The sequence below is a fragment of the Nocardia sp. AB354 genome (assembly GCF_049538315.1).
Taxonomy (GTDB): domain Bacteria; phylum Actinomycetota; class Actinomycetes; order Mycobacteriales; family Mycobacteriaceae; genus Nocardia; species Nocardia nova.
Genome location: NZ_JBMVFU010000030.1, coordinates 1 through 25,343, shown reverse-complemented (window position 1 = coordinate 25,343; position 25,343 = coordinate 1). Strand labels below are relative to the sequence as shown.

General features: G+C 67.6%; 26 protein-coding genes. 11 read left to right on the top strand and 15 right to left on the bottom strand.

Features of this window, described 5'->3' with window-relative positions; genetic code table 11:
- Positions 1 to 67: 67 nt before the first annotated feature.
- Entirely contained in the window at positions 68 to 1,012 is a 945-nt protein-coding gene (locus ACPCUW_RS30780) for an NADP-dependent oxidoreductase (RefSeq protein WP_423428705.1), read from the top strand.
- A 251-nt stretch (positions 1,013 to 1,263) separates the two neighbouring features.
- Positions 1,264 to 1,779 (top strand): DUF4254 domain-containing protein, encoded by a 516-nt coding sequence (locus tag ACPCUW_RS30775; RefSeq protein WP_146098632.1) that lies wholly within the window; start codon positions 1,264 to 1,266, stop codon positions 1,777 to 1,779.
- 70 nt (positions 1,780 to 1,849) lie between these two features.
- On the opposite strand, the gene ACPCUW_RS30770 is transcribed toward ACPCUW_RS30775, so the two are convergent.
- A complete protein-coding gene (locus tag ACPCUW_RS30770; RefSeq protein ID WP_063010756.1) occupies positions 1,850 to 2,680 on the bottom strand; it encodes a class I SAM-dependent methyltransferase in 831 nt (276 codons plus the stop codon).
- Positions 2,681 to 2,761: 81 nt separating this feature from the next.
- Between ACPCUW_RS30770 and ACPCUW_RS30765 the strand changes: the two genes are divergently transcribed.
- Positions 2,762 to 3,448 carry a winged helix-turn-helix transcriptional regulator gene (locus tag ACPCUW_RS30765; RefSeq protein WP_063010754.1) on the top strand — a complete coding sequence of 229 codons (687 nt, stop codon included), beginning with the start codon at positions 2,762 to 2,764 and terminating at the stop codon, positions 3,446 to 3,448.
- On the opposite strand, the gene ACPCUW_RS30760 is transcribed toward ACPCUW_RS30765, so the two are convergent.
- The 4 genes from ACPCUW_RS30760 to ACPCUW_RS30745 all read right to left on the bottom strand — a co-directional run bounded on the left by ACPCUW_RS30760 (position 3,449) and on the right by ACPCUW_RS30745 (position 8,151).
- Positions 3,449 to 4,027: a Uma2 family endonuclease gene (locus ACPCUW_RS30760; RefSeq protein ID WP_063025189.1), complete on the bottom strand. Its 579-nt coding sequence runs from the start codon at positions 4,025 to 4,027 to the stop codon at positions 3,449 to 3,451.
- 87 nt (positions 4,028 to 4,114) lie between these two features.
- Positions 4,115 to 5,116 (bottom strand): ribosome small subunit-dependent GTPase A, encoded by a 1,002-nt coding sequence (gene rsgA, locus ACPCUW_RS30755; RefSeq protein WP_063010750.1) that lies wholly within the window; start codon positions 5,114 to 5,116, stop codon positions 4,115 to 4,117.
- The gene (gene aroA, locus ACPCUW_RS30750; RefSeq protein WP_423428702.1) at positions 5,113 to 6,432 is read right to left on the bottom strand and encodes a 3-phosphoshikimate 1-carboxyvinyltransferase; all 1,320 of its coding nucleotides are present in this window, start codon (positions 6,430 to 6,432) and stop codon (positions 5,113 to 5,115) included. The genes rsgA and aroA overlap by 4 nt, the downstream gene beginning before the upstream one ends.
- Positions 6,433 to 6,615: 183 nt before the next feature.
- Positions 6,616 to 8,151 carry an aldehyde dehydrogenase family protein gene (locus ACPCUW_RS30745; protein ID WP_063010746.1) on the bottom strand — a complete coding sequence of 512 codons (1,536 nt, stop codon included), beginning with the start codon at positions 8,149 to 8,151 and terminating at the stop codon, positions 6,616 to 6,618.
- A gap of 146 nt (positions 8,152 to 8,297) precedes the next feature.
- On the opposite strand from ACPCUW_RS30745, the gene ACPCUW_RS30740 reads away from it, so the two are divergent.
- Entirely contained in the window at positions 8,298 to 9,149 is an 852-nt protein-coding gene (locus tag ACPCUW_RS30740; protein ID WP_423428700.1) for an SOS response-associated peptidase, read from the top strand.
- A 27-nt stretch (positions 9,150 to 9,176) separates the two neighbouring features.
- On the opposite strand, the gene ACPCUW_RS30735 is transcribed toward ACPCUW_RS30740, so the two are convergent.
- From ACPCUW_RS30735 to ybaK, 4 genes are all read right to left on the bottom strand, one after another.
- A complete protein-coding gene (locus ACPCUW_RS30735; protein WP_423428699.1) occupies positions 9,177 to 9,515 on the bottom strand; it encodes a hypothetical protein in 339 nt (112 codons plus the stop codon).
- 141 nt (positions 9,516 to 9,656) lie between these two features.
- A complete protein-coding gene (locus tag ACPCUW_RS30730; protein WP_423428765.1) occupies positions 9,657 to 11,360 on the bottom strand; it encodes an MDR family MFS transporter in 1,704 nt (567 codons plus the stop codon).
- Positions 11,361 to 11,437: 77 nt separating this feature from the next.
- A complete protein-coding gene (locus tag ACPCUW_RS30725; RefSeq protein ID WP_423428697.1) occupies positions 11,438 to 11,938 on the bottom strand; it encodes a MarR family winged helix-turn-helix transcriptional regulator in 501 nt (166 codons plus the stop codon).
- 140 nt (positions 11,939 to 12,078) lie between these two features.
- Positions 12,079 to 12,576: a Cys-tRNA(Pro) deacylase gene (ybaK, locus tag ACPCUW_RS30720; protein WP_423428696.1), complete on the bottom strand. Its 498-nt coding sequence runs from the start codon at positions 12,574 to 12,576 to the stop codon at positions 12,079 to 12,081.
- A gap of 471 nt (positions 12,577 to 13,047) precedes the next feature.
- On the opposite strand from ybaK, the gene ACPCUW_RS30715 reads away from it, so the two are divergent.
- On the top strand, positions 13,048 to 13,662 hold the full coding sequence (locus ACPCUW_RS30715) for a sigma-70 family RNA polymerase sigma factor (protein ID WP_423428763.1): 615 nt from the start codon (positions 13,048 to 13,050) through the stop codon (positions 13,660 to 13,662).
- A gap of 44 nt (positions 13,663 to 13,706) precedes the next feature.
- Entirely contained in the window at positions 13,707 to 13,973 is a 267-nt protein-coding gene (gene rsrA, locus ACPCUW_RS30710) for a mycothiol system anti-sigma-R factor (RefSeq protein WP_030515050.1), read from the top strand.
- 105 nt (positions 13,974 to 14,078) lie between these two features.
- Here the strand turns inward: rsrA and ACPCUW_RS30705 are convergent, their stop codons facing one another.
- Positions 14,079 to 14,153: a 50S ribosomal protein bL37 gene (locus tag ACPCUW_RS30705; RefSeq protein ID WP_369801531.1), complete on the bottom strand. Its 75-nt coding sequence runs from the start codon at positions 14,151 to 14,153 to the stop codon at positions 14,079 to 14,081.
- Positions 14,154 to 14,356: 203 nt separating this feature from the next.
- On the opposite strand from ACPCUW_RS30705, the gene ACPCUW_RS30700 reads away from it, so the two are divergent.
- Both ACPCUW_RS30700 and ACPCUW_RS30695 read left to right on the top strand, forming a co-directional pair.
- Complete coding sequence (locus ACPCUW_RS30700) at positions 14,357 to 15,007, top strand: TetR/AcrR family transcriptional regulator (protein ID WP_423428694.1); 651 nt, start codon at positions 14,357 to 14,359, stop codon at positions 15,005 to 15,007.
- A gap of 130 nt (positions 15,008 to 15,137) precedes the next feature.
- A complete protein-coding gene (locus tag ACPCUW_RS30695) occupies positions 15,138 to 16,499 on the top strand; it encodes an NAD(P)/FAD-dependent oxidoreductase (RefSeq protein ID WP_423428693.1) in 1,362 nt (453 codons plus the stop codon).
- Between the two features lie 19 nt (positions 16,500 to 16,518).
- On the opposite strand, the gene tsaA is transcribed toward ACPCUW_RS30695, so the two are convergent.
- Positions 16,519 to 16,932: a tRNA (N6-threonylcarbamoyladenosine(37)-N6)-methyltransferase TrmO gene (gene tsaA, locus ACPCUW_RS30690; RefSeq protein WP_030515053.1), complete on the bottom strand. Its 414-nt coding sequence runs from the start codon at positions 16,930 to 16,932 to the stop codon at positions 16,519 to 16,521.
- A 78-nt stretch (positions 16,933 to 17,010) separates the two neighbouring features.
- Positions 17,011 to 17,970, bottom strand: coding sequence for a helix-turn-helix domain-containing protein (locus ACPCUW_RS30685; protein ID WP_423428691.1), 960 nt, complete (start codon positions 17,968 to 17,970; stop codon positions 17,011 to 17,013).
- 443 nt (positions 17,971 to 18,413) lie between these two features.
- Here ACPCUW_RS30685 and ACPCUW_RS30680 point away from each other — a divergent pair, with 443 nt between their 5' ends.
- A complete protein-coding gene (locus ACPCUW_RS30680; RefSeq protein ID WP_423428689.1) occupies positions 18,414 to 19,043 on the top strand; it encodes a hypothetical protein in 630 nt (209 codons plus the stop codon).
- A 361-nt stretch (positions 19,044 to 19,404) separates the two neighbouring features.
- The gene (locus ACPCUW_RS30675) at positions 19,405 to 20,121 is read left to right on the top strand and encodes a hypothetical protein (RefSeq protein WP_423428688.1); all 717 of its coding nucleotides are present in this window, start codon (positions 19,405 to 19,407) and stop codon (positions 20,119 to 20,121) included.
- 220 nt (positions 20,122 to 20,341) lie between these two features.
- Here ACPCUW_RS30675 and ACPCUW_RS30670 read toward each other — a convergent pair whose 3' ends face one another.
- Positions 20,342 to 20,767: a MarR family winged helix-turn-helix transcriptional regulator gene (locus tag ACPCUW_RS30670; protein WP_423428686.1), complete on the bottom strand. Its 426-nt coding sequence runs from the start codon at positions 20,765 to 20,767 to the stop codon at positions 20,342 to 20,344.
- 112 nt (positions 20,768 to 20,879) lie between these two features.
- Here ACPCUW_RS30670 and ACPCUW_RS30665 point away from each other — a divergent pair, with 112 nt between their 5' ends.
- On the top strand, positions 20,880 to 22,007 hold the full coding sequence (locus tag ACPCUW_RS30665) for an NADH:flavin oxidoreductase (protein WP_423428685.1): 1,128 nt from the start codon (positions 20,880 to 20,882) through the stop codon (positions 22,005 to 22,007).
- A gap of 70 nt (positions 22,008 to 22,077) precedes the next feature.
- On the opposite strand, the gene ACPCUW_RS30660 is transcribed toward ACPCUW_RS30665, so the two are convergent.
- Together ACPCUW_RS30660 and ACPCUW_RS30655 are read right to left on the bottom strand one after the other, a co-directional pair.
- Positions 22,078 to 22,869: an alpha/beta hydrolase family protein gene (locus ACPCUW_RS30660; protein WP_423428684.1), complete on the bottom strand. Its 792-nt coding sequence runs from the start codon at positions 22,867 to 22,869 to the stop codon at positions 22,078 to 22,080.
- Between the two features lie 29 nt (positions 22,870 to 22,898).
- Positions 22,899 to 25,343: tryptophan 2,3-dioxygenase family protein (locus ACPCUW_RS30655; RefSeq protein WP_423428683.1), on the bottom strand; the 2,445-nt coding region annotated here is incomplete at its 5' end.

Sequence of the window (25,343 nt, the reverse complement as noted above, 5' to 3'; positions counted from 1 at the left end):
CGAAGTGGGATACGCACCTTCGAGTGCGTACTTCCTTATGGAGAGTAGCTCTCCATAAGTTGACAGCATGACTTCTGGAAACAGCATGCGGGCAGTGGTCGTTCGCCGCGTGGGCGGCCCGGAGGCACTCGAGGTGGTGCGGGTGGCGATTCCCGAACCCGGGCCGCGCCAGGTGCGGATCCGGGTGGAGGCGGCCGCGGTCAATCCGGTGGATATCGCGACCCGCAGCGGCGCCCTGATCGAGGCGGGACTGATGGCGCCGCGCGAAATCATCGGAATCGGCTGGGACGCTGCGGGAATCGTCGACCGCGTCGGCCCGGAGGTGACGACATTCGCGGCGGGACAACGCGTTGTCGGATTACGTGATCTGCTCGACCGGTCGCTGGGTGCGTATGCCGAGTATCTGGTGCTCGATACCGATGCGGTCGCACCGGCACCGCCGGGTGTGGATGCGACGGAAGCGGCCACCCTGCCGCTGAATGCGCTGACCGCACACCAGGCGTTCGCGCTGCTCGACCTTCGCGCCGGTGACACCCTGCTGGTGACGGGCGCGGCCGGAGCGGTGGGCGGCTTCGCGGTCGAACTGGGCGTTCGTGCCGGACTGCGGGTGGTCGCGCAGGTCGCCGATGAGGATGCGGCGTTCGTTCGCGGACTCGGCGCCGAATGGACCGTGTCTCGCGCGAGCGCCGACCTCGCCGGGGAGATACGGGCGCTGGTTCCGGGCGGTGTCGACGGCGCACTGGACGGCGCGGGCCTGGGGGTTCGCGCGACGGCCGCCGTCCGCAACGGTGGCGCCTACGCCGGGGTGGCCGGCGGACAGCCCCCTCTGCCCTTGCGCGGCATGAGAATTCACCAGGAGTGGATCCGGGCGGACGGAACCGCGCTCGGCGAACTCGCGGCGCTCGGCCTGGGTTTGCGGGTCGCCGATGTCCTTCCGCTCGAACGCGCGGCCGAAGCGCATGAGCGGTTGTCCGCCGGTGGATTGCGCGGGCGGCTGGTGCTGACGCCGTAGTCAACCACTGGTTATGTGCTCCGTCAGCACGCCGCGGCGATCAGGGCTGTGACTTCTCAACAGCGGGAACGAGCAGGGGGGCGAACGGCTAATCCGGGGCATACGGTCGGCTTCGTCGAAGGCCGACACGACCGACCAGGAGCTGCCGATGTGCTCGAAGTCGCAATTCTCGCCGCACCGCGTCACCGAGACGGCCGCGATGGCTGCCTCCGGTGCGGTATCCCCCTCCGAGCGCGGGGGCGGTGCTCGCGATGACCGGTGAGGTTCCGGGGCCCGAGGGCACCCGGGTGGCGACGGTGTCGCCGTTGCTGGTGCTCGAGCGCGGCGGCGCCGACGTTGTCGGGGATCTTCCCACCGCCGAGATGCTGCTGCGAACGGTGCGTGATTCGCGGCCCGCCGCACATCACCTGGACCCGCTCGCGCGGCACCTCGCGGAACTGCACACCGGTGCCGCCCAATCGCACGATGCCGACTATCGCCGCGCGGCCGAGGCGTCGCGCCGCGAGACTGTGCGCGCGATCGATCGATGGATCGAAGCCCACGTCCCGCAGCATCGGCACGGCACCGCGATCCATACCGAAACCGTCGGTTCGGTGATCGATCGGCTCATGGCGGCGTACGCCCGTGCCGCGCACCTGCTGGAGACCACCACCGACGATCTGGCAGTGCACGCTGCGTGGTTCCGGGTGGCCGAACTGGTCAACGGCTACGACGATCTGATCGCGGCGATCACGCACGGCGAGCGCCGGCTGCCGACGTCGGCGTAGACGCGGCCGGATCGCACACAACCGGGCGGCTTCGTCGAATATCCGGCCGCGCGGCGACACGGACCGGTGATCACGCCCGCCGGCCGGTGACCAGGAGGTACTCCCAGCGCATCCGCCCGCCGCCGAGATCGTGGCGAGCGGCCAGGTCGGCGAGGGCGCGGTCCAGCTCGGCGATGCGGTCCGGGTCGCCCGCCAGGGACCGGTAGACAGCGACCGTGGGACCGTAGTTGGCCTTGAAGAAGTCGCGGAACCGGTCACCGTCGGCGAAACACTCCACCGTCGCGAATTCGCGCTGTATCCGCAGATCGGTGACGTGGTCGCCGAACAGGTCCCGGAGATGGTCGGCGGTGCCCCAGAGCAGCGGCGATTGCGCTCCGGGCGGCGGTGGCGGTGCGAACTGCTTGGCGATGGAGAACATTTCGCCGATGAATCCTTCCGGCGTCCAGTTGATCAGCCCGATCGTCGCATTCGGCGCGGTCACTCGGAGCAGTTCGCCGGCGGCCGCCCGATGCGACGGGGCGAACATGATGCCCACACAGGACATGGCGACATCGAATCGGCCGTCGGCGTACGGCAGCGCCTGGGCGTCGGCGGCCTCCCAGGTGAGATGGACACCGCGAGCGGCCGCCGCGGCCCTGCCGGCCTCGAACATTTCCGGCGTCAGGTCACTGGCGACGACGTCCGCGCCGGCTTCGGCCGCCGGAATGGCCGCATTTCCCGCTCCGGCGGCGATGTCGAGCACGCGCAGGCCGGGACGAATATCGCAGGCTCGGACCAGGCGCCGGCCCAGGCCGGGTATCACGGTGTCCGCGACGCGAGGGTAGTCGCCGAGAGCCCAGAGGGCGTGGGTGCGTTCGGTGATGTCGGGGGATGGTTGCTGGGTGTGAGGGATAGCTGTCATACCGCAAGCATCCGGCGGCCGGGGCGGCCCCGGCCAGTTCAACATCTGTACCCGGCGCGCGCCGAGTGGTCTACTGGTTGTGTGTCCGGCTATGGGGAGTTCTGCCCGATCGCCAAGGCAATGGATGTCCTCGACGAACGATGGACATTGCTGGTCGTCCGCGAATTACTGTTGGGTAGTACGCATTTCAACGAGTTGCGGCGGGGCAACCCGAAAATGTCGCCCGCCCTGCTGTCGCGGCGTCTGCGCTCGCTGGAGCGGTCGGGGGTGCTGCGTCGCGAGATCGGTACGGACGGACGGGCCGCCTACCTCCTGACCGAGGCCGGACGTGAACTGTCGACCGTCGTCCAGGCGCTCGGGACGTGGGGGGTGCGCTGGATCGGCGATCTCGGCGACAGAGATCTGGATCCGCACCTGTTGCTGTGGGACATCCGTCGCACGATTCCGGTCCGGGCGTGGCCCGAGGAGCGCACGGTCCTGGAGGTCGAGTTCACCGATGTGCCCGGCAAGGAGGCGCACTGGTGGCTCGTGGTCGAGCGCGGAACGGCGGCGGTCTGCGACTACGACCCCGGTTTCGAGGTCGCCGCAACCGTGCGCAGCACGCTGCGGCAGCTCACCGAGATCTGGCGCGGCGACCGGAGCTGGGCAGCGGCGCTGCGGGAGGAAACCACCGAGATCGTGGGCCCGGCGTCGATTCGGCGGCAGGTACCGCAGTGGATCGGGCAGGCGAGCCTGGCAGCGACTCCGCGCCCGGAACACGCCGACTGATCACATCCGCTGATACTCGGTGAGGTCGATGTCCAGCTCGAACGGCACCGACAGTGCGAGCCGGTCGTGGTGGATGCCGGTGGGAGTGTATTGGCCGGTGGCCGGGTCCAGTTCGTAGATGTAGACCACCGCGCGACCGTTGTCGTTTTCCACACGCCAAAAATGGGGAATCCCGGCGCGCGCATACAACTGCGGTTTGCGTTCGCGGTCGCGCACAATCGAATCCGGCGAAACGACTTCGACCGCCAGGACGACATCCTCGGGCTGATAGGTGGTCTGGTCAGCCCCACGATCCGCCGATTCGTGGACGACGATAAGGTCTGGCTCCGGGCGTTGCCGAGGGCCCAATGTCACCGTCATTTCCCTTCGAACCCGAAGGGCCGATGGCGCTGACGATCGCAGCGCGGACACGAGCAGATCGATCACCAGCGCATGGAATCTCATCTGCGGGCTCACGAAGACGAGACTCCCATCGATCAGCTCGGTGTGCGGGGGTAGGTCGGGCAGCTTGTCCAGGTCATCGGCGGTATAGCCGCCGGGCGGCGGGACGACCCAGGCAGGCAGCGGCTCCGCGCTCATCAGCCCTCCCTCCTCGTCGGGACGTCTCGTGCAATGCCAAGTATCGCATTCCGGCGCCACCTGCCCGCGCCTGCAGACCCAGAGGGCTCAGCTGCCGCCGACCACCCAGGGATCGTTGGAATTCAGCGCTGTCAGCAACAGCCGGATCGCCGCCACCCGCCGCTCCTTGCCCGGCAGTTCGTCCAGCGCGCATTCCGGGTCGGCGGGTGGGCCGAGGTGGGTGCAGCCGCGGGGGCAGTCCTCGATGGCCTCGGACAGGTCGGGGAAGGCGGCGATCACGTCGTCGGGGGAGATGTGGGCGAGGCCGAAGGAGCGGATACCGGGGGTGTCGATGACCCAGCCGCCGCCTTCCAGCGGCAGGGCCACCGACTGAGTGGAGGTGTGGCGGCCCTTGCCGACGCCGGAGACCGTGCCCACGGCTCGTTCCGCTTCGGGGACAAGGCGATTCACCAGCGTCGACTTGCCGACGCCGGAGTGGCCGAGCAGACAGGTCAGCGAATCCCGCAGGAGGTCGCGAACGGGTTCCAGGGGATCGTCACGCCCGCCGTAGACGATGGTCAGATCCAGATCGGCGAATTCGGCGGCGAATTCGGAATCGGCGGCCAGATCGTGTTTGGTCAGGCACAGAATCGGTTGCAGCCCACCGGCATACGCGGCCACCATGGCGCGTTCGACGAAGCCGGTGCGAGGCGGCGGATCGGCCAGCGCCACGACGATGAACAGCTGTTCGGCGTTCGACACCACGATGCGTTCGAAAGGGTCGGTGTCATCGGCGGTGCGGCGCAACACCGTTCGGCGATCGGCGACGCGCACGATCCGCGCCAGCGTGTCGGGCCGGCCGGACAGGTCGCCGACCACATCCACCTGATCGCCGACCACGATCGGGGTGCGGCCCAGTTCCCGCGCCCGCATCGCGACCACGCGGCGATCCGGATCGTCGCCGAGCACGCACCCCCAGCGTCCCCGATCGACCGAAACCACCATGGCCGACACCGCATCTCGATGTTCCGGCCGGGTCTTGGTGCGGGGACGCGAACCCCTGCCCGGGCGGACCCGGACATCGGATTCGTCGTACTCCCGCCGCCTCAGTGGGCCGCTCCCTCACCCGATAAGGCGCCGGCGCCCGCCAGCATCGATTCCCACAGGGTGACGAATTCGGGCAGCGTCTTGGCGGTGGTGCCGATGTCCTCGATGCTCATACCGGGCACGCGCAGGCCCAGAATCGCGCCCGCCGTGGCCATTCGGTGATCGGCGTAGGAATGCCACTGGCCGCCCTGCAGCGGGGTCGGCTCGATGCTCAGCCCGTCCTCGGTTTCGGTGACGTTGCCGCCGAGGCGGTTGATCTCGGTGGTCAGCGCGGCCAGCCGATCGGTTTCGTGTCCGCGCAGATGGGCGATGCCGCGCAGCCGCGACGGGGAGTCGGCCAGCGCGGCGAGCGCGGCGACGGTCGGCGTCAGCTCGCCCACGTCGTGCAGGTCGATATCGATGCCGGCGAGGGACTGCGGACCGCGCACGGTGAGTTTGCCGTCGTAACGGCGCGCCTCGGCGCCCATCCGGACCAGGATCTCGCGGATCACGTCACCGGCCTGTGTGGTCAGCTGCGGCCAGTGCGGAATGGTCACCTCGCCGCCGGTGACCGCCGCCGCGGCCAGGAACGGCGTGGCGTTGGACAGATCCGGCTCGACATCCCAGTCGACGGCGTGGATCGGCCCGGGTTCGATGGTCCAGACCTGTTCCTTGCGCGGATCGGCGGGTGCCTCCACCCGGACCCCGGCCTGCCGCAGCATCTGCACCGTCATCTCGATATGCGGCATGGACGGCAGCGGCGCGCCCTCGTGGTGCACGGTGATCCCGGTGTCGAAACGCGCCGCCGACAACAGCAGCCCGGAGACGAACTGCGAGGAACCGGAGGCGTCGATGGTGACCCGCCCGCCGCGCAGCGTCCCGGCGCCGTGCACGACGAACGGCAGGGTGTTGCCGTCGATGTCGACGCCGAGACTGCGCAGCGCGTCGAGGATCGTGTGCAGCGGACGCAGCTGCGCCTGCTCGTCGCCGAAGAACGCGACATCGCCGTGCGCCAGCGCGGCCACCGGCGGCAGGAACCGCATCACGGTGCCCGCCAGTCCGCAATCGACGGTGGCGTTGTGCAGGTGCGTCGGCGGGGTGACGGCGAGGGTGTCGCCGTCACCGGTGATTTCGGTGCCCATCGCGCGTAAGCCCGCGATCATCAGCTCGGTGTCCCGGCTGCGCAGAGCGCCGGTGATCGTCGAGGGGCGGTCCGCGAGCGCGGCGAGAATCAGTGCCCGGTTGGTGATCGATTTGGACCCGGGCAGGGTGACGGTCGCGTGCACGGCATGGTCGATGTGGGGCGCGGGCCAGAAACTCACCGGACCATCTTCGCGCATGAGAGCTGAACCCGTGTGCAGGGAGCGCGGTTTTGTGATCTCCGACGTATGCTCGTTTATTTGCTGGATTCGGACAATTGCCGCCTCATCCGGGAACGCGCCGGTTGCCGCGCCCGATCTCACCACGCGATCGGGCCCGCACCGTTGGGTGCGGGCCCGAGGGAGAGGCAGTGCGTATTCGGACTACTTGTGGCGTCCGTGCAGCAGCGGAACCACCTTGCGCAGCAGCTTCATGGTGCTCTCGGTGCGCTTGTAGCTCATCAGCGCCATACCCGGAATCGCGAAGCGCTGCACCGCGATCGAATGCGGGCTGGTGAACTCCAGCAGACCGGGCGCACCGTGGATGCGGCCGATACCGGAATCGCCGACGCCGCCGAAGGGCAGCGACGCGATGGCGGCGAAGCCGAGCACCGAGTTGACCGAGGTGGCTCCGGCGCGCAGCCGGCGGGCGATCTCGAGGCCGTGCTTGCGCGAGTACACCGCCGATCCCAGGCCGTACTTCGAGTTGTTCGCGAGGTCGACCGCCTCGTCGATGGTGTCGACGGTGCGGATGGTGACGGTCGGGCCGAAGGTCTCTTCGCACACGGCATCCGAGTTCTCGTCCACGTCGACCAGAACCACGGGCTCGATATACGGCGCGTGCACCGAATCCGGGCCGCCCAGCACCGCGGTGCCGCCGTTGGCCAGCGCCGATTCGATGTGCCGGCGCACGATGTCGACCTGCGACGGCATGGTCATCGGGCCGTAGGAAGCCTTGGCGTCGGAGCCGGCGTGCACGTCCGACAGTATCTTCTTCACCTCGGCCACGAACGGCTCGCGAATCGACTTGTCGACGTAGACGCGTTCCACGCCGGCGCAGGTCTGGCCGCTGTTCATGGTCGCGCCGTAGGCGACGGCGTCGGCCGCGGCGGCGATATCGGCGTCCGCGGCGACGATCACCGCATCCTTACCGCCGCATTCCAGCAGCACCGGAGTCAGCGTTTCGGCCGCGGCGGCCATGATCTTCTTACCGGTCGCGGTGGAGCCGGTGAAGGCGATCTTGTCGACTCCCGCGCGCACCAGCGCGGCGCCGGTCGCGCCGAATCCGTTGATCGTGACGAACACGCCCTCGGGCAGGTCGGGGTTGGCGTCCACGAAGGCCTGGCCGACGAAATTGCCGATGGCGGTGGAGTATTCACTCGGCTTGAACACCACGGTGTTGCCGGCGGCCAGCGCGTAGGCCAGCGAGCCGTTGGGGGTGTAGACGGGGTAATTCCACGGGCCGATCACGCCGACCACACCCAGCGGCCGCTGCTCGATCGACGCCGCGAAATTCGACATCAGGGCGCCGGGCGACACCTTCTTCGGTTTGAGAACCTTCTCGGCGTTCTTGGCGGCCCAGGCGATGTGTTCGAGGGCCAGCATCAATTCCAGGTATGCGTCGTCGCGCGGCTTGCCGTTCTCGGCGTGGATCAGATCGCAGAATTCGTCGGCACGGGCGACGAGGCGGCTGGACCAGCGCAGTAGCGCCCGCTTGCGATCGGCGAAGCTGAGGCCGCCCCAGGTCGCGGCGGCCGCGCGGGCCTTGGCGACGGCCGCCCGCACCGCATCGTCGTCGGCGATGGGGTGGGTGGCGATGACCTCGCCCGTGGCCGGATTGAGAGAGGAGAGCTCGGTGGGCCGAGCGGATTCGGCTGCCTGTGCCGACGCGGTGGCGGCGGTGGACTCGGTGGTGGACATGGTTCGGCGACCCCTAATGAGAGAGTGGTGGCAAAAAGTTCTCACATTCGCGATGTGATGTCAATCGCCTTCAGTTGGATTCGTCTCGTTGTGCGGGTATGGCCGAGCCTACGGATTCTGTCGGTCCCGGATGGCAGCATGGAGATATGTGCGGCAGATATGCGACCACGGCGAATCCCGCCAGGCTGGCGGTCGAACTCGACGCCCTCGACGAGACCGCGGACGGTGCGCCGAGTGACGCCGCCGCAGGAAAACCGGTGCCCGGTGCTGGTGACAAGAGTGCCGGCGGCACATCCGGACACGGCGCCAACTACAACGTCGCCCCGACGAATCAGATCCTCACCGTCGTTCGCCGTCACGACCACAACCACCCCGACGACGACCCGGCGCTGCGGATTCGCCGCATGCGCTGGGGGCTGATCCCGGTCTGGACGAAGGCCGCCGAACCGGGAGTTCCGGCCAAGGGCAAGCCGCTGTTCAATGCCCGGGCCGACCGCGCCGCCACGGCGCCCTCGTTCCGGGATTCGGTGAAGAAGCGTCGCTGTCTGGTTCCGATGGACGGCTGGTACGAATGGCTCACCGAACCGCACCCCACCGGCTCCGGCAAGGCCGTGAAGCAGCCGTATTACATGTCGGATGCCGAGGGGCGCCGGCTGTACATGGCCGGCCTGTGGTCGGTGTGGCGGGATCCGGCGCAGCGGGATATGGCCCCGCTGCTGTCCTGCACGATCCTCACCACCGACGCGGTCGGCGATCTGACCCGCATCCACGATCGGATGCCGCTGATGATGCCGCGCGAACACTGGGACGCCTGGCTCGACCCCGACCATCCGGCGCCACACGAATTGCTGGAAACCCCTGAGGCGCAGGTGATTTCGTCCATCGTCGCGCGTCCGGTCTCGCCGCTGGTGAATTCGGTGCGCAACAATGGTCCGCAGCTGCTGGAGCCGGTACCGGGTGCGGGCAGCGAACAGGCCGGGCAGATCAGCCTGATCTGAACCCGGCCCGGCGCTGTCGGCCTGCCGCTAGTCACATTTCACGGATGGCATCGCGATATTCAGCCCACATTTCAGAACGTCGGCGCCCATCTCGACGATCTTCGTGGTGGTGTCGGTGGCCAGTTCGATGATGTCGGTGGTGGCGTGGCCGCCCAGCTTCTCGGCCTTCTCCGCCTGTGGGTCCTGCTCCGGCGGGCCCGGATGTTCGGCGTCGCCGCCGAGCGGATAGTTCGGATCGTGGACGGGGATTGGCGCGCTCGGAGCAGCGTCGGCGGGCGCTGCCGTCAGCAGGCCGGATCCCAGGGTGAGCAGTGCGGCGCCTGCGGTCGCGGCGAGCAGGCTACGTACGCGCGGACGATGGATCATTTCGCATCACATCCTCGGTTCGGAACGAATCGGGAGAGAACGAACTGCCCGACCAGTAACGCACAGAGACAGGTGAGCTTCGGGTAATTCGCGGGAATCGTGGGTGTGGCGCAGCGTGTCCAGCGCAGTGTTGCCGCCGGATCACCTCTGTGGAGTCGCCGCCGGATCCGGCTCTGCCCGCACCGCTGTCGCGGTCGGTTCGGCCTTCTCACCGCCCGCCGGAGCGGAGTCGGCATCGACCAGGGCACGCGGCTGATCGGTCTCCGCACTCGCCTGCAGCCCACCCGCCGTGCGTAGCGGTACTTCCTTCCAGAACACCACCAGCAACAGCGCGATACCGGCGATGGCGGTGACGGCGAGGAATACGGTGTCCATCGAATCGGCGAAGCCGACCTGGAACGGGCGGGCCAGCGTCGGATTCAACTGCTGGATCACCGAACTGTCGCTCATCACCTGCCCGGCCGCCGAGACATCATGGGACAGCAAACCTTTCGACAGCGCCGCATCGGCGGGATTGCCGCTGTGCGCACCGGCGATCACGGCCTGCTGATAGGCCGGTTGTGTTGCCGCGCTGTGCAATTCGTCACTGATATGCGGCGTCAGCTGCGCGAACAGAATGGACAGGAAGACCGCCACGCCCAGGGTGCCGCCGATCTGCCGGAAGAAGGTGGCCGCGGCCGTGGACACGCCCATATCCTTCGGCGGCAGGGCATTCTGCAAGGCCAGCGTGAGCGGCTGCATGAGGTTGCCGAGGCCGAGTCCGGCGATCGCCATGAAGATCATCACCAGCCACAGCGGGCTGTCGGCGCCGATCAGATGCAGCAGGAACAGCCCGAGCGTCAGCAGACCGGCGCCGATCAGCGGGAAAACGCGATAGCGGCCGGTGCGGGAGATGGTCTGGCCCGCGATCACCGAGGCCGTCATCATGCCGAGCACCATGGGCAGCATCTGCAGGCCGGCGACGGTCGGACTCGATCCGCGCACCACCTGCAGATACTGCGGCAGCAAAGAGATCCCGCCGAACATGCCGGCGCCCACCACGAACGAGATGACCACGCCCAGCGCGAACGTCGAATTCTTGAACATCCGCAGCGGAATCAGCGCCAGATCGCCGAGTTTCGCCTCGACCGCGATGAAGCCCAGTACGCCGGCCGCGCCGATCAGATAGCAGGCGATGGCATTCGGACTGCCCCAGCCCCATTCCCGGCCCTGCTCGGCCACCACCAGCAGCGGAACGATGCCCACCGCGAGCATCAGCACGCCCCACCAGTCGATCCGCACCCCGGGATGCGGGCGGCGCGGCAACTGCAGGACCTTGGTGACCACGGCGAAGGCGAGCAGTCCGATCGGCACGTTCACCAGGAACACCCAGCGCCAGCCGTCGATGCCGAGAATGGCCGGCTGACCTGCGAACAGGCCGCCCAGCACGGGCCCCACGACACTCGAGGTGCCGAAGACGGCCAGGAAGTAGCCCTGATAGCGGGCGCGCTCCCGCGGCGAGACGATATCTCCCATGATGGTCAGCGCCAGCGACATCAGCCCGCCCGCGCCCAGTCCCTGAAATGCGCGGAAGGCGGCCAGCTCGTACATCGACTGGGCCATGGTGCACAGCAGCGACCCGGCGACGAAGATGGCGATCGCCGCCAGATAGAAGGGCTTGCGCCCGAACATATCCGACAGCTTCCCGTACAGCGGCGTGCTGAGGGTCGCGGTGATGAGATAGGCGGTGGTGACCCACGCCTGCAGCGAATAGCCGCTGAGATCATCGGAAATGGTGCGGATGGCCGTGGACACGATGGTCTGGTCCAGGGAGGCCAGCAGCATGCCGAGGATCAGGCCGCTCATGATCACCAGCACCTGCCGGTGGGTGAAACCCGCGGCGTTCGGTGCGGTGCCGGCCGCGGCCGGGGTGGTGGTTGTCGTCACGAATTCTTCTCCGTCGCAGGGCCTTCCGTGGGGGAGGGGAGGGTGAGTATCGCCGGTCGTGCGGCTTCGTAGTCGTCGACGAAGCGGTGCAGCAGGACCGCGAACAGCTCGCGGTCGGGGTCGTTCCAGTCGGCCAGGATGCGCCCGATCATCTCGTTGCGCCGCACGCGCAGGTGGGCGGCCATTTCCTCGCCGGCGTCGGTGACGATCAGGACGCTGGCGCGGCCGTCGCTGGGATCGGCCTCGCGGCGCAACAGGCCGCGCTTGACCAAGGCCGCCACCTGGCGGCTGATCGTGGACGCGTCGGAGTACATAGCCTCGGCCAGCGCGCCGGAGCGCATCGGGCCGTCGCAGAGCAGGCGGAAGATGATGCGGTAGGCGGAGAGATCGATGTCGCCGTGCGATGCCGCTGCCACCTGGGCGTTGGTCCGCTCCCGGATCCGCCCCAGGCGAATCAGCTGCTGGGCGATCTGATCGATCACCTGCTCGCTGTCCATGTCGGACCTCCGTTTCCACCCGATCGGCCGCATACCGGGCCGAAAACTACTTGCATCAATCAACTATTTGTATACACCAACTAGTTGTTACACACAAATATTTCCGATGAGGGCGGTCGGATCTCACCGCATGCGAGAAATCAGGCGCTGACGGACGCTGTGACCGCGCCGGTCAACCGGATCAACTCCGCGGGCGCGAGTTCGATCTCGAGGCCGCGCTTCCCGGCGCTCACGAGGATGCGATCCCAGCTCAGGGCGGATTCGTCCACCACGGTGGGGAGTGCGCGCTTCTGCCCCAGCGGCGACACGCCGCCCAGGACGTAACCGGTGACGCGCTGGGCCTTCGCCTTGTCGGCCATGGCCGCCTTGGGCGCGCCCAGAGCCGCGGCCGCCGCCTTCAACGCCAGCGAGTGCGGAACCGGAAGCACCGCGATCGCGGGGGTGCCGGTCGACAGTTCGATGATCAGCGTCTTGAAGATCTGAGCGGCCGTCACACCCACCCGCTCCGACAAGGCGGTGACGGCCTCGTCGCCGTAGGAATCGCTGCGCGGATCGTGGGGATAGGAATGCACCGCATGGGGCACCTTCGCCTGGGTCAGCGCCCGGATCGCGGGTGTCGATGCGGCCATGCCGGCCACCCTAGCGGCGCCGGTTCATCCCCGGCAATCGCGTTTCGCCGGGTGTGACGCGGCCGTGGGAACACAGTGGAGGCCCCGCATGTTGCACTGTTCCGCCAGCACAGCGCAGCTGCCTTCGCAGCCGCTCGAGATCGGAAAAGTTCGAAGGAGATGCCGGTGACCGTCCTCGTCGACGAACGCCCGGTAACGACCGGCGACTCGCTGTCGTACCCGCTGATCGACATCATGATCCCGGACACCGGGTTCGATCGGCGACCCTCGCGCGCGGTAGATTCAGATGCTACGGCGACCGAAGGGACTTCCGTGACGAGCGACGACGAACTGGCGGCCGATCGCCCCCGCGGTGACACCGCGGGCGGTTCCCGACCGGAGGATATCGAGATCCCCGACGACCCGGTGGACGACGACCTCACGTCCGAGGATTCCGACGCTCGCGACGCCGAGGACGCGGACAGCGACGACGATTCGACCGTGCGCTCCACTGCCGACGAGGCCGAACTCGCGCAGCGCTTCGAGCGGGACGCGCTGCCGCTGCTGGATCAGCTCTACGGTGCGGCCCTGCGGATGACCCGCAACCCGGCCGACGCCGAGGATCTGGTGCAGGAGACCTTCGCCAAGGCCTATCAGGGTTTCCGGTCCTTCCGGGAGGGCACCAACCTGCGGGCCTGGCTGTATCGGATCCTGACCAACACCTACATCAACTCCTATCGCAAGAAGCAGCGCCAGCCCGCGCAGTACCCCACCGACGAGATCACCGACTGGCAGCTCGCCGCGACGGCCGAGCACACCTCCACCGGTCTGCGCTCGGCGGAGATGGAGGCGCTGGAGGCGCTGCCCGACGACGACATCAAGGCGGCACTGCAGTCGCTGCCGGAGGAATTCCGGATGGCGGTGTACTACGCCGACGTGGAGGGCTTCCCCTACAAGGAGATTGCCGACATCATGGGGACTCCGATCGGCACCGTCATGTCCCGGCTGCACCGCGGGCGCAAACAGCTCAAGGGGCTGTTGGCCGATGTCGCGCACGAGCGGGGGTTCGACCGGAACCGAACGGGCAACGGGGCGCGTCAGGAGGTAACCCAGTGAGCACCAGTGGGCACGAGCACGAGGATCGGGGCGCCGGGGACGAGATGGAACTGGACTGTTCGGCGGTCCTCACCGACGTCTGGCTGATTCTCGACGGTGAATGCGACGATGCCACGCGGGCGCGATTGCAGCACCACATGGACCATTGCTCGCCGTGTATCGAGGCATACGGTCTGGAGGAGAAGCTCAAGCGCCTGCTGAGCCGCAAATGCGGTGGGGACCGGGCCCCCGAATCGCTGCGCGAGCGGCTCACTCTCGACATCCGGCGGTCGATCACCGTCACCGAAACCCGGGTCGAACGCGAGTCCTGACCGGAAACGCGAATGCGGCACGCCATCCGTGATGGCGTGCCGCATTGTCGTCTTCAGCAGTGCACCGAGTCCGCTGGGCGGTCCCGGGGCGCACGGCGCAACGGCTCAGGAGTTGGGCCGCTTGCCGTGGTTGGCCGCATTCTTACGGCGGCTGCGCTTCTTACGCCCACGCTTACCCATCGGTATCTCCCTTCTGACCACACCAGGCTGGGGTGAACCCGCCTCAGGTGCGAGTTCCTGGGAGGAAAGGTTACATGCGTCCGCCGCCCACCCGGCAATCGGCCGGTGAGCGACCCGAATGCGGCACGCGGTAATCCGCCGATCGTGCGGGCGGCGGTTGTGGCGGACCCGGGCGTCGGTACCGTGAGCGGAGGAGGTGCCAGGTGGACAGACAGATGACGCAGGCCAGGCAGCGGCGTCGGCGGGTGATCCTGGCCGCGGCGGCCGGTTTGTTCGCCGCGTGTGGGTATCGGGCCGCGGGCATGGAGGAGATAGCCTGCCGGGCCGGGATCAGCAAGCCGGTCCTGTACAAGTCGTTCTCGAGCAAGCTGGAACTGTATCTGGCCGTTCTGCACGAGGCGATGCAGGACCTGGAGGAGACGCTCACCGCCGCACTCGAACCCGCCGAGGGCATGCGATCGATCGTGGAGGCGTCGGTAGCAGCGGTGTTCGACTTCGCCGACACTCGGCCACGCAGTGCCGCCCTGCTGGCCGGCGCCGCCGTGGCCGACGAACCGTCGGCGCAACGCATCGCCCATCAGGCCGCCACCATCTGTATCGACACGCTCGCGCAGGCGCTGGCACCGCATCCGCTACCGCGCGCCGAGCACGGCTGGCTGATCACGGCCGAGCTGGTCGCCATCGCTCAGTCGTGTGCGCGGGACTGGGTGGCCACCGGCAAACCCCTGCCCAAACACGAGGCCATCGCCACGACCGCCAGTCTGTGCTGGACCGGACTCGCCGGCGTGCAATTGGCGCCGAAGCATTCGGCCCGCGACGCCGGCCAGTTCCCGGTTCCGGACGCCACGGCATAGCGGGCGAACCACCGGCAACTGTCCGGCGCCGCTGATGCCTTGCGCCGATTCGACTTTCGCCGCTGCCACCGCATCGGCCCGGCCCCCGAACGCGACCCGCGTCTTCGGTCGCGATCAGTAGAGTGAATTCGTGAGTCCCGCGAAGATCGTGATCATCGGCGGTGGTTTCTCCGGCGTCGAATGTGCCCGTTACCTGGAACGTCATCTCAGCTCCGACGAGGCGTTCATCCAACTCGTGACACCGGATGCGGGGCTGCTCTATCTGCCGCTGCTGCCGCAGGTCGCCTCGGGTGTGCTGAATCCGCGGTCGATCACGGTGTCGCTGCGGCGGGTGTTGCGCCGCACCGAGGTGGTGCCGGGGATGGCGATCGGGGTGCATCCGGATACCCGGCAGGTCGTGGTGCGCGGATCCGCGGGCACCGACAGCGCTCTCGACTACGACCATCTGGTGCTGGTGCCGGGCAGTATCACTCGCGTCCTCGATGTGCCCGGACTGGACGAGTACGGATTCGGGATGAAGACGCTCGCCGAGGCCATGTTCCTGCGTGACCACGTCCTGCAGCAGTTGGACGTCGCCGCCGTGCGCGGCGGCGAGGAGGAAGACCGGGAGCGGCTGAACTTCGTCACCATCGGCGCCGGTTACGCCGGTACCGAGACCGCGGCGGTGCTGAACAAGGTCACCCGGGCCGCCGCGCGCCGGTATTTCCCGAAGCTGGAATCCGGCATGGTGCGCTGGCATCTGGTCACCCACGGCGATCGGATCATGCCCGAACTCGGGCAGCGACTGGGGGAACAGGCCAAACGGAATCTGGCCGAACGCGGCATCGAACTCATCACCGGTACGTCGGCGAAAGAGGTTACCGCCCACGGGGTTCAACTCACCAACGGCCGGTTCATCCCGACGCGGACGGTGCTGTGGACCGCCGGTGTGGTCCCCAGCCCTCTCGCCGGACACCTCGGTGCGGCGACGGAGAAGGGCCGCATCGTCGCGGCAGCCGATTTCACCGTGCCGGGACTCACCGGTGTATGGGCCTGCGGCGATGCGGCCGCGGTACCCGACCTGACCGCCGGTGCGGGCGCGGTGTGCGCTCCCACCGCGCAGCACGCCATGCGGCAGGGACGTCACCTCGGCAAGAATCTGGTGGCCGCGCTTCGTGGCGAGCGGCCGACGCCGTACCGGCACCAGGACCTCGGGTTGGTGGTCGACCTCGGCGGCGCCGATGCGGTGGCGCGCCCGCTGAAGATCGGATTGCGCGGCATCCCAGCACAATTCGTCACGCGCGGCTATCACCTGATGGCGCTGCGCACCCTCGTCGCCCGGGCCCGGGTGGCCTTCGACTGGACCGTGCACGGCCTCAGCGGCGACGACTTCCTCCGTATCGGCTACGGCGACTACAGCACCCACACGATCGGCGGTTTCGAGCAGACCGGATGCTATCTACCGGCCGAGGAAGTCCCGCGGACCTTGAAAGCGCTCTGCGACAACGACTGACCGCAGGGCGTATCTCCTCTCACCGGTTCGCCGCGGACGCCGCGAGCACGGGCTTGATGTCGAGGACCGGGGTGCCGTCGAAGGCTTCCAGGTGGGCGACGCGGATGCGGGCGCCGGCGATGGACAGGATCCGGACCTCGTGCAGCCCGATCGGGTTCGGGCGGTGTGGTGCGCGCGTGCTGAACACTCCGCTGAGCGGACGGCTCGTGTCACCACGGGGATGGAGGGTCAGGGTGTCGCGGTCGGCGCGGTCGAGCCAGGTCAGCAGAACGAGGTCCATCCCGGGCTCGAGCCCCTCCAGCGCCTCGGCGTAGCGGTCGTCGAGCACGATCCAGGCCGGCGGGGCGCCTTCGTCGGGCTGGCGTGGTGCGGTAGCGAGGTCCGTGAGTTCGGATTCGACGGATCCGATCGGGCGCAGCAGATAGTCGGTCACCGCCCCAGTGTGATACCTCAACCCCGCTGCAGGTCAAGGGTTTCGGGTGAGGACACGGCGTGCGACGGCGGGACTCCGCTACGACCCGTACAGCTCGGCGCGCATCTGCTCCGGGCTCCGGCCGTACCGGCGCTGGAAGGCTTCGCGGAACCGGCGTGTGGTGGTGAACCCGGTGTGGTGCGCGACCGTGTCCATGTCCACCGGCAGGGGAGACGACAAGCGCTGCCGCGCGCGGTCGAGACGAATCGTGCGCAGCAGTGCCGCCGGGGCCAGACCGGTCGCCTCGGTGAGGGCGCTGTGCAGCGTCCGGCGCGAGCAACCGCACAGGCCGGCGACGGCGTCCGGGGTCAGTCTGCTGTCACCGCAGTGTATTTCCATGATCTCGCGTGCACGGGCAGCCAGATTCGCGTATTTTCCGCCCCCAGCGACGTGCGTGTGATCGTGGTTGAGCACACCGTCGAGCAACACGAGGGCGCTGGAGTACGCGACCGCGAAATCCACTGCGGTCCAGTCTCCGTGACCGGCGTGCAGCTCACCGATCTGGCGCACCAGCGATCGCACCAAGGGCCGACGTCCGTCGAGTGCGAGGGGAGCGTTCCTGGCGCGGGAGAGATCCACCGACGTCTCCGGGACGGTCATGATCAGCGCTCGCAGTGGCTCGTCCTGACGCATCACCAGCGGCGCACCCCAGTGGAAGAATGCCAATGTGCCGGGAGTGACGACTTCCGCGGAATCACCCTGCGCGAACTTGAATTCCCCGCGCAGCGGTAGCAGCAACCGGTAGCTGTCGTCGCCGTCGCTGCGCACATCTCGTCCGGTGCGGCGGTAGTGCACGGGATCGGAATCGAAGCGCACGATCTGCATCCGGCCGACTCGCTGCGCGGTGGTCGACCAGGTGAAGTCGTCGGCGTCGTCGCCGAACGCCAATCCCACCGACCCTTGCCGACTCCGCAGGTAGTGGTGCCAGTACTCCATCCGCTCGGCGAGTGTCTCAGCGGATGTCGACGATTCCTCCTCCCACTGATACTCCGAATCCAAGAGAAGTTCCCTTTCGCGCGGCCGGCCGAAGAACGGCTTCAAGCTACAGCTCCGGCCTGAGCGCGGATCTCCCCTCCTGCTTGCGGATCCGCGATCAGTGTGCCCGCCGCGACCACCCCTGGGCGCACGAAAAACGTTAGACGCCAACACTTCCGATTTCTGGCAAGCTCACGGCGCATTCTGGCAAGACTCGCTGCCGACCGGTGTGCCCGCGGCGTGACTCGAGAGCCGCAGGTTCATTTCCGTCGGGGGCCGCGGTTGTCGATAAAGGGATTTACAGGACAGATCGGAAAAAACAGACGTATCGCACCAACGCCACTTTCACGTCCGAATCAACCTTTCCTCGATTGAGCTGGAAACGCATTCCGGCGAGACTGCTCGGATTTTTCGTCTTTCCCTCTTCGTGGTTATAGTGCTTGCGTTCCGCCTGGTTGGTTCCGATTATGGTGAAGGTCGCCGATGATGTCGCTCGTCTGTGTTGCCGACACATCGCCGTTTTCGTTCGGCGGGGCGGACGCGAGGTCTTTGTCATGATGTGGTCGAGTGACCGAATTCGTGGTGGCCTGGCCGGCGTCACGTGCGGGATATTGGCTTTCGCGGCGCACGGTATCGAAGGGGACTCTCCGAATTCTGCTGCGCTTATGCTCGTGTTGCTGGTCAGTGGCGTAGTCGGTTCGGTAGTGGGTTCCTCGGCCGGCCGCGGCCGGTTGCGGTTGTTCGGAATGCTGGCCCTGGGGCAGTTGCTCGGCCACACGGCATTGGCATCGACGGAGCCGCCGCGACCTTCGCATCCATCCGAGATCAGTGGCTGCGGCGGGGGATGGATCATGCTCGCCGCTCACACGTCCGCCACGATGCTGTGTGCCCTGCTCATCGCGGCGGCCGAGCGGTTGTATCGCGCGGTTACCGGGCTCGTGTGGACTCTGCTGTCGACGTTTTCGCCCCGCCCTGCCCTCGACGACCCCCTCTCCGGTGTGCGGTACGCCGCCGATCGGCGGGACGCGATTCTGCTGCGGGGCGCGATTTCTCGTCGTGGCCCTCCTTTCCCATTGCCGGTTGTGTTAGCGGCCTGACCGGTTATCGGTTCGGCGCGAACGCTCGGCAACCGCACCTCCTCGTACCGACCGAGATTCATATCGCGGGCAATGGACCGTGGCCTGCGGCGAATATTCCCACAAGTGGTTATTCGATACTTTACTTCGGTGCGGTCGATCTGATCATCTGTATCGTTGCGATATTCACGCGGCGCTATCGGATGGGAATGTGTACGGCTGTTTTCCTCCGGGATCATGTGGCCGGCCTTCGGTATTGCCGTGTAGCTGTTTCTGCTCGCAGCCGGCCTTTGCTCGCGGGCAGAAGAGATGGTCCGCCACTGTCGTTTTACTCACCACTTTTCGACTCGTGGGCATTCGTGCTCACGAAGAAGGACTCCTGATGAAGACCATGAAGAAGTTCGCCGCCACCTCCGCGATCGCGATCGCCGCGCTGACGGTCTCCGCCGGTACCGCATACGCCGACACGCCGGCGCCGTCCGCCCCGGCGGCCGGTAAACCCGACGCGACGATAAGCACCGACGTCGCCCCCGGGATTCACTACACCGCCAACGTGGTCGACCAGTCGGTAGTGCTGCGCACCGATGCGGGCCGGCTGACCACTCGCGGAAACCAGTTCGAAATGCTCGACGGCAATGGCAATCTCGCCTTCGGTATGCCCCTGACCTATCGGCTCGATCACAAGGACTGGCCCATCGCCGCGCAGATCGATGCCGATGGCCGCACCGCGACGCTCACCCCCAGTCGTAACCCTGCCGACGCCGTCGCCTCGACGCAGCCCGATGCGAAGCCGATCTTCTCCCAGGACGACTTCAACGGCGCGCTCGGTGTGGCCGCCAACCAGGTCGGCCTGGCCTCCGGACTCGGTGTTCTCCTGGGTACCGCGATCGGTCTCGCCGGCGGCTGTGTGGCCGGTGCGGTGGTCGGCACCGCGCTGATGCCGCCGCTGTTCTTCGCCGGCGCACCCGGAGGCTGTATCGCTGGAGCCATCTCCGGTGCGGCGCTCGGTGCCGCGATCGGCACGGTCGCCATCGGCGGCCCCGCCGCGGTGGTCTCCTTGGTCCAGATGTACAACACCCTCACCAACCCTCAGAAGTAACGCTGTGCGGGTGTCGCGTTTCGTCACGGACCGGACGCGACACCCGCTCGGGGAGTGAAAATCGCTGCGGTGGCGCGTTTCTCGCGGAGACGGCGACCGATCGAAGAGTGTTCGATGACGTCCACGTCCAGCCTTCACGACTACGAACCAGCCCGCGCCCTTCGGCAAAGTGACTGCAGCGCAACCGGGTTGGTACGCCGAGCCCCGGACTTGTCGGGCGTCAGGGCTCGACGAAAGCCCGTTCCAGGAGCGTGTACAGGAGGGCTCGGTCCTCGTCGCCGAGCCTGCTCAGGCCTTCTCGGGTCCGGTGCATTGTCGCGCGGATCGCGTCGACGGCGCACTCGCCCTCGGACGTGATGACCAGATTGGTCACGCGGCGGTCGGATGCGCTGGCCTCCCGTCGCACGAGACCCCGCTTCTCCAGCCGGTCGATGATCCCGGTGACGTTGGACGCGTCGCACGCCAGTATCTCGGCCAGGGTGCGCATCGCGGCAGGACCCCGGCGCAGCACCGTCAAGGTTTTGCCCTGGCTCGCGGTGAGGTTCTCACTCGCCGCGGCGGCCGTGAAGTCGCTGTAGTAGACGCCCAGCGACACCGAGAGCAGCTCCATGAGCTGGGCTGTGTCGATGTGCTGAACCTCTGCCATGCAATTCATCCTACGTCCCGAAACTTGACCATCTCAACTATTGACCCCTACCGTGGGAATTGCTTGAGGTTATCAACCATCAAAGTTGTCAAGTTTCTACGAGGAGCAACCCGTGCCCGTCACCGCGTCCGACGTCTCCCGCGCAGCGGAAATCCTGTCCCGGCCTGTGTCCGTGAACAGCCTGACCATCCCCAACCGCATCGTGATGGCGCCGATGACGCGCATGTTCTCCCCGGGCGGCATTCCCGGCGACGACGTGCGGTCCTACTACGCGCGCCGGGCTGCCGCCGGTGTCGGTCTGATCGTTACCGAGGGGACCTACGTCGGGCACGCGTCGGCCGGTCAGAGCGATCGGGTACCGCGATTCCACGGTGCCGAGCAGTTGGCGGGCTGGGCGAAGGTCGCCGCGGACGTGCACGCGGCGGGCGGCACGATCGTGCCGCAACTGTGGCACATCGGCATGGTCCGCAACCACGGCGAACAGCCCTACCCCGAGGCCCCGGCCATGGGCCCCTCCGGCATCCGCGTCGACGGCACCGAGGGGACCGGGGACGCGATGACGCAGCGCGACCTGGACGACGTCGTCGCCGCCTTCGCCGAGGCCGCCGCGGACGCCGAGCGCATCGGTTTCGACGGGGTCGAACTGCACGGCGCCCACGGCTACCTCATCGACCAGTTCCTGTGGGCGCGCACGAACCGCCGCACCGATGCCTACGGTGGAGATCCCTTGGCGCGCACCAGGTTCGCAACCGAGATTGTCGCCGCGGTCCGCGCGGCCGTGTCGCCCGGCTTCCCGGTGATCTTCCGCTTCTCGCAGTGGAAGCAGGAGGCCTACAACGCGCGGCTCGCCGAGACCCCGCAGGAACTCGACGCGATCCTGGCGCCGCTGGCCGCCGCCGGTGTCGATGCCTTCCACGCCTCCACCCGCCGGTACTGGCTCCCGGAGTTCGAGGGCTCGGACCTGAACCTGGCCGGGTGGACCAAGAAGCTCACCGGCAAGCCCACCATCACCGTCGGCTCGGTCGGCCTCGACGGCGACTTCCTCCACGCCTTCACGGGCCGCGGCGCCGAACTCGGCAGCCTCGACAACCTCCTCGACCGCCTGGAACGCGACGAGTTCGACCTGGTCGCCGTCGGCCGGGCCCTCCTGCAGGACCCGGAATGGGCGGCCAAGGTGCTGGGCGGCCGGATCGACGAACTGAAGGCCTACGATGCGGCGGCGCTGAAGACCCTGAGCTAGGAAGCCACTGAACTCTCGGCCGCGGTGAGCGAAATCGTGGGAGCTGGTCGGGTGGTGTGGGTGGCGAGGTTCAGCGCGCCAGATCTATGACCGCCGCGCGGCAGGCCGCCCACGCGGCGGACGTCACGTCGATGAGTGCGTAGTGGTCGATGCCGGGGAGCACGAGTAGCCGGGAGTCGTCCCCGGCCTGTCGGGCTGTGGCGACGAAGCGCTGCGACTGGCTGAGTGGCACGTCCTCATCAGCGGTGCCGTGCACGCACATCGAGGGAACGCCCATCGGAAGTAACGCGCTGGGGCAAGCCAGCGACCGGGCCGCGGGGTCGTCTGCCCAGGCGCCCAGGAAGTTTCGGATGGCTCCGGAACCCAGGTCCTCCTTCAGCGCGAGCTCGAGGTCCAAAACTCCCGCCTGGCTGACGAACCCGGTCAGCGGTACAACGGGCGAGGCTCCGGGACAATCGGCGGGCAGCGATCCTCGACCGGCCAGCCAGCCGGCCAGCTGACCTCCCGCCGAATGCCCGATCGCGACGACTCGTGACAGGTCGAGACTGCCGACTTCCCAATTCCGGCCGATCGCGGCCAGCCGGTCTACGGCGGCGGCAACGTCGAGACAGGTGGCCGGCCAACCACCGCCGCCGCGGTCCGGGTCGCCGCCCACTCTCCGATATTCGATGTTCCAGGCGGCGAAGCCGTGCCGTGCCAGATCCTCGGCCGGCTCGGAGGTCAGGTCGGCACCGTAGGCCGTTCGCCAGAATCCGCCATGGATGACCACGGCAACCGGCCAGTGGCCGGGGCAGTCGGGAAGGCTGAGCGTGCCGTGCTGGCTCGGGTGGGTGCCGTAGCGCACCAACGCACGTGTCGGCATTCCACACCTCTCAGTGCGACCAGCGAGTCCTACGACGGCCGCGAAGAATCACTCAAACGATCGATCAGGAAGCCGAGCCCGGCAGTGCCCCCGGTGCCCCGGCTGTTGCCGATGAAGCGGCGGACGACGTCCAGATGGTTCAGTCGCCAGCGCGTGAGGCCGGCGATGAACACATCGAGCTGCGCGCCCAGATAGCGGCGCTGCCGGCGGTGGGTGTTGTCGTCGTCGTGCCGGTCGGCCACGATCTCCAGCAGAGCTGCCACGGGAGCGTGGCGAACGCCGGTCAGCAAGGTCGCCAACTGGTCCGACTGTGCCGCGCTCACTCCCTGCAGTCGAGGCCGGAACTGCTGGAAGGCGTCCACCGCGAGATGCTGTAGGGCGCTCTCTGTCGTCAGCATCAGTTCGAGCACGGCATTGGCACGCTTCAACCGATCGACCGCGTTGTCGAACTCCGCCAGACGGGCGGACTGCAGCGCGAGCTCGAGGTCGAGCAGGATCTGCGAAACCCACAGTTCGGAGGTCTGGTGGACGACCAGGAAGTACCTCTCGTCGCTCCAAGCAAAACGGTCGTCGCCCGCGAACAACGGCTGAACAGCGCCGAGCAGCTCGTCGAGGTGAAGGTAGTCCGCGTAGCTGAGACGCTTTTTCCCGGGCTTGTTCTCGGCCTTCTTCTCGGCATCGACGTGCTGACTCTGCTGCGCGGGAGCGGTATCGGAAGGTGTCGACGTGGTCCCTCCGTGTCGCACATACGCGCAGATACCACCGAGGGCTTCGAACCACAGCCTGCTGAGCTCCGTCATCGCCGCGCGATCGAGTTTGGATGGCGCCCATGTCCACTGGGCGTGCAGGCGCGGGCCGCTGTCGCTGTCGACGGTGACCGCATTGACGGCCGCGGTGTGCGCCAGTGGCATCGCGCGACCGGCATTGCCGTTGTCGGTGAACAACGAGCCCCAATAACCGAGCCGCCAGACATCACTCTCAGCCGAAGCGTCGAGCACCGGCACGCCCAGGCGCCCCAGATAGTTGAATCCGATCGGCGGGTCGGAGCCGCCCAGGTCGACATCGGTGTTCAGGTAGCGCAGCAGACCGTAGGTCACTGGGTTCGGGAGCGTACGAAGTTGCTCCTCGGCGTCACGGATCACCACACCCAGCGCTGTCTCGCCGGCCGCTACCTGCGCCCACGAGAGCCCACCCACCGCCAGCGACACCGGGTATTTGGTCGTGAACCATCCCACGGTGCGCGACAGGTCGACATCGGGGGCCAGCTCCTCCTCGCGCCCGTGGCCCTCGACGTCGATGCCGATCGGCGTGCTGCCGCTGCCCGAAAACTCCGTCCACGCCAAGGCGTACGCGATCAGCAGGATCTCGTGTACCCCGGCATCGAACGCGGCCGGCACCTCACCGAGGATCGTGCGGGTGGTTTCGGCGTCCAGTGACACCTCCATGTGCTCGGCGGTGGCGAACGTATCCTCGGGCTGCACCGGCGGGATCGCGGCGGGGATCGCCGCCACCTTCCTCCAAGCGGCCGCCTGCCCGGCGATTTCCGGGCGGTGCGCGTACTCGGCCAGCAGCGATGCCCACCGGGCGAACGACGTCCCGGCTGTCGGCAACGTGACCTGTTGCCCCGCACGGTGTTGCGCCCAGGCGATGTTGAGGTCGTCCAGCAGAATCCGCCACGAGACCACGTCGACGGCCAGATGGTTCACTATCAGCACCAACTGGCGGGTGGAGGCGACCCACAGCGCGCTGAGCATCACCCCGGCGGCCGGATTCAACCGAGATTGCGCCTTCGTCAGCTCCTCATCGGACAACTCGTCGACCGCTTGCACACAAGCGCTCGAATCCACCGACCCCGCCTCGGGCACCCGCAGCGACCACCCACCGGCGCCGTCGTCGTCGACGCGGAGCCGCAGCATGGCATGCCGATCCAGCAAGGCCTGCACCATCACCACCACGTCGGTCTCGGTGACCTCCGCGGGCGCCTGCAGTAACGCCATCAGATTGAACTGCTCGATCGGGCCGTGGACACTGTGCAGCCAGCGCATGATCGGGGTCGCGACCACCTGCCCGACACCGTCGTCGATCGGGCCGTCGGCACCGCCGGCCACCTCCGCCACCTCGGCCAGGCGGGCAACGGTCTGCTCGACGAAGATATCGCGCGGCCTGAACACGAGACCGGCCGTTTGGGCCCGCGCCACCACCTGCATCGATGAAATGCTGTCTCCGCCGAGGTCGAAGAACGAGTCGTCGATGCCGACGTGGTCGAGTCCGAGTGTGTGGGCGTAGATGGTGGTGAGGATTTCTTCTGTGGGATTGGTGGGGGCACGGTATTTGCCGGCGGTGTATTCGGGTGCCGGTAGGGCGCGGGTGTCGAGTTTGCCGTTGACGGTCAGCGGTAGTGCGGGAAGTGTCATGATTGCGGCCGGGATCATGTAGGTGGGGAGTTGCCGGGTGAGTCGGTTGCGTATCTCGGT

Coding starts and splice junctions, on each gene's coding strand:
- ACPCUW_RS30775 (WP_146098632.1), top strand. CDS start 1,264: ATGACCGGTGAGGTTCCGGGGCCCGAGGGCACCCGGGTGGCGACGGTG.
- aroA (WP_423428702.1), bottom strand. CDS start 6,432: ATGCGCGAAGATGGTCCGGTGAGTTTCTGGCCCGCGCCCCACATCGAC.
- ACPCUW_RS30680 (WP_423428689.1), top strand. CDS start 18,414: ATGGTGAAGGTCGCCGATGATGTCGCTCGTCTGTGTTGCCGACACATC.
- ACPCUW_RS30740 (WP_423428700.1), top strand. CDS start 8,298: ATGTGCGGCAGATATGCGACCACGGCGAATCCCGCCAGGCTGGCGGTC.
- ACPCUW_RS30780 (WP_423428705.1), top strand. CDS start 68: ATGACTTCTGGAAACAGCATGCGGGCAGTGGTCGTTCGCCGCGTGGGC.
- ACPCUW_RS30730 (WP_423428765.1), bottom strand. CDS start 11,360: ATGAGCGGCCTGATCCTCGGCATGCTGCTGGCCTCCCTGGACCAGACC.
- ACPCUW_RS30670 (WP_423428686.1), bottom strand. CDS start 20,767: ATGGCAGAGGTTCAGCACATCGACACAGCCCAGCTCATGGAGCTGCTC.
- ACPCUW_RS30675 (WP_423428688.1), top strand. CDS start 19,405: ATGAAGACCATGAAGAAGTTCGCCGCCACCTCCGCGATCGCGATCGCC.
- ACPCUW_RS30760 (WP_063025189.1), bottom strand. CDS start 4,027: ATGAGCGCGGAGCCGCTGCCTGCCTGGGTCGTCCCGCCGCCCGGCGGC.
- ACPCUW_RS30735 (WP_423428699.1), bottom strand. CDS start 9,515: ATGATCCATCGTCCGCGCGTACGTAGCCTGCTCGCCGCGACCGCAGGC.
- rsrA (WP_030515050.1), top strand. CDS start 13,707: ATGGAACTGGACTGTTCGGCGGTCCTCACCGACGTCTGGCTGATTCTC.
- ACPCUW_RS30770 (WP_063010756.1), bottom strand. CDS start 2,680: ATGACAGCTATCCCTCACACCCAGCAACCATCCCCCGACATCACCGAA.
- ACPCUW_RS30745 (WP_063010746.1), bottom strand. CDS start 8,151: ATGTCCACCACCGAGTCCACCGCCGCCACCGCGTCGGCACAGGCAGCC.
- ACPCUW_RS30725 (WP_423428697.1), bottom strand. CDS start 11,938: ATGGACAGCGAGCAGGTGATCGATCAGATCGCCCAGCAGCTGATTCGC.
- ACPCUW_RS30660 (WP_423428684.1), bottom strand. CDS start 22,869: ATGCCGACACGTGCGTTGGTGCGCTACGGCACCCACCCGAGCCAGCAC.